Annotated in this window: 2 protein-coding genes; one reads left to right on the top strand and one right to left on the bottom strand. The window is 65.0% G+C overall.

Going from position 1 to position 2,462, the window contains the following annotated elements; genetic code table 11:
- Window positions 1-151: 151 nt before the first annotated feature.
- The gene (locus sphsw_RS10845; protein WP_031394019.1) at window positions 152-1,372 is read right to left on the bottom strand and encodes an NADP-dependent isocitrate dehydrogenase; all 1,221 of its coding nucleotides are present in this window, start codon (window positions 1,370-1,372) and stop codon (window positions 152-154) included.
- Window positions 1,373-1,568: 196 nt separating this feature from the next.
- Between sphsw_RS10845 and sphsw_RS10850 the strand changes: the two genes are divergently transcribed.
- Window positions 1,569-2,297 (top strand): phosphatidylserine decarboxylase, encoded by a 729-nt coding sequence (locus tag sphsw_RS10850; RefSeq protein ID WP_031440639.1) that lies wholly within the window; start codon window positions 1,569-1,571, stop codon window positions 2,295-2,297.
- Window positions 2,298-2,462 lie beyond the last annotated feature (165 nt).

The raw sequence follows: 2,462 nt of genomic DNA on the forward strand, positions 1-2,462 counted from the left end.
AAGGCGGGGGAGTCGGAGAGCCGGGCGGGCCTTGGACGCCGGGCCGGCCGAGCCTCGCCGCGGCAGGAGCGCGCGGCGTCACGGAAGGCCGCTACCACCCAACCCGCACCCAAAAAAAAAGGCCCCTCCCGTTTCCGGGAGGGGCCGTCCGTCACGCCCAGTTGGCCATTTCGGCTTCGAGGTTCGAGCGGACCTGCTCGAAGAACTGCTCGGTCGTCATCCAGGGCTGGTCGGGGCCGATCAGGATCGCGAGATCCTTGGTCATGTGGCCGTTCTCGACCGTCTGGACGCAGACGCGCTCGAGCGTCTCGGCGAACTTCGTCACGTCGGGCGTGTCGTCGAACTTGCCGCGATACTTGAGACCACCGGTCCAGGCGAAGATCGACGCGATCGGGTTGGTCGAGGTCGCCTTGCCCTGCTCGTGCATGCGGAAGTGGCGCGTGACCGTGCCGTGCGCGGCCTCGGCCTCGACGGTCTTGCCGTCCGGGGTCAGCAGGATCGAGGTCATGAGACCCAGCGAGCCGAAGCCCTGGGCGACCTGGTCCGACTGGACGTCGCCGTCATAGTTCTTGCACGCCCACACGAACTCACCGTTCCACTTCAGCGCCGATGCGACCATGTCGTCGATCAGGCGATGCTCGTAGACGATGCCCGCTTCCTTGAACTTGTCCTTGAATTCGCTCTCGAAAACCTCGGCGAAGAGGTCCTTGAAGCGGCCGTCATAGGCCTTCAGGATCGTGTTCTTGGTCGACAGATACACCGGCCATTTCAGGTTCAGGCCGTAATGCATCGACGCGCGCGCGAAGTCGCGGATCGAGTCGTCGAGATTGTACATCGCCATTGCGACGCCCGCCGACGGGAACTGGAACACTTCACGGTCGATCGTCGCGCCGTCATCGCCTTCGAACACCAGGCGCAGCTTGCCGGGGCCGGGGACGAGGAAATCGGTCGCGCGATACTGGTCGCCGAACGCATGGCGGCCGACGACGATCGGGTGGGTCCAGCCCGGGATCAGGCGGGGGACGTTCTTGATCACGATCGGCTCGCGGAAGATCGTCCCGCCCAGGATGTTGCGGATCGTGCCGTTGGGCGACTTCCACATCTTCTTCAGGCCGAATTCGGTCACGCGCTGCTCGTCGGGCGTGATCGTCGCGCACTTGACCGCGACGCCGTGCTTCTGCGTGGCGAGCGCGCTGTCGATCGTCACCTGGTCGTCGGTCGCGTCGCGATGCTCGACGCCCAGATCATAATAATCGAGCTGGATGTCGAGATACGGCTTGATCAGGCGCTCGCGGATCCATTCCCAGATGATCCGGGTCATCTCGTCGCCGTCGATCTCCACGATCGGATTCTTAACCTTGATCTTCGCCATATATCATCCTTCGGGGGAGGGGGTTGGGGGAGCGTCTAGGGGAGCCGGCCCCGCCGATCAACCGTCGGGCGCGCGCCGATCGACGACCGAATGTCGTGCGAGGCAACCTCGAGCAACCTCGCGCAACCCACGGTCCTGTCGCGAAAAGGCTGTTCATCGTTGTATCGCGCGTCCGGCACGGATAGACCCGCACGCTATGGCATCGCTCGACAAGCCGCCCGTCACGACCTCCACGGTCAAATGGCGATTTCCCGCAGTCCATCCGGAAGGCTATAAATACGTCGCCATCGCGACCGGCATCACATTGCTGCTGACGATGCTCAGCCATGTGCTGTTCTGGCCGATGGTCGGCGTCGTGATCTGGGTCGCGACCTTCTTCCGCGACCCCGTCCGCACCACGCCGCAGGGCGAGGGGCTGATCGTCGCCCCCGCCGACGGGCTGATCACGATGATCCAGCGCGTCCCCATCCCGCGCGAACTCGCCGGCGAGAATGGTCTCGGCGACGCCCCGCTGGTGCGCGTGTCGATCTTCATGTCGGTGTTCGACGTGCACATCAACCGCACGCCGATCGCGGGCACGATCCGCCAGGTCGTCTATATCTCGGGCAAGTTCCTCAACGCCGATCTTGACAAGGCGTCCGAGGAAAACGAGCGCCAGCATTTCGTGGTCGAGGATCGCAACGGCATGCGGATCGGCTTCACCCAGATCGCCGGGCTTGTCGCGCGCCGCATCCTGGGCTTCGTCAAGGCGGGCGACATGGTCGCGGTCGGCCAGCGGATCGGGCTCATCCGATTCGGCAGCCGCGTCGACGTCTATCTCCCCGATCATGTCGTCCCCCAGGTCTGTCTCGGCCAGCGCAGCATCGCCGGCGAAACCGTGCTCGGCCGTGTCGGCGGCGTGCCCGTCGGCGGCATTGCCCAGTGATCGATGGTCCTGCGATCGATGGTCCTTCGAATGATCGACCAGAGCATGATGGTCCTTTGAATGATGGTCCGGTGAACGATCGGGACGGGACGCCTTACGGATCCGCCAGCCGCGCCGACGAGTCGCAGGCGGCGGGCCGCGCGATGCGGGCGCGCCGGCCGCGTC

Origin of the sequence: Sphingomonas sp. FUKUSWIS1 (assembly GCF_000733135.1) — a bacterium.
Classification (GTDB): domain Bacteria; phylum Pseudomonadota; class Alphaproteobacteria; order Sphingomonadales; family Sphingomonadaceae; genus Sphingomonas; species Sphingomonas aerolata.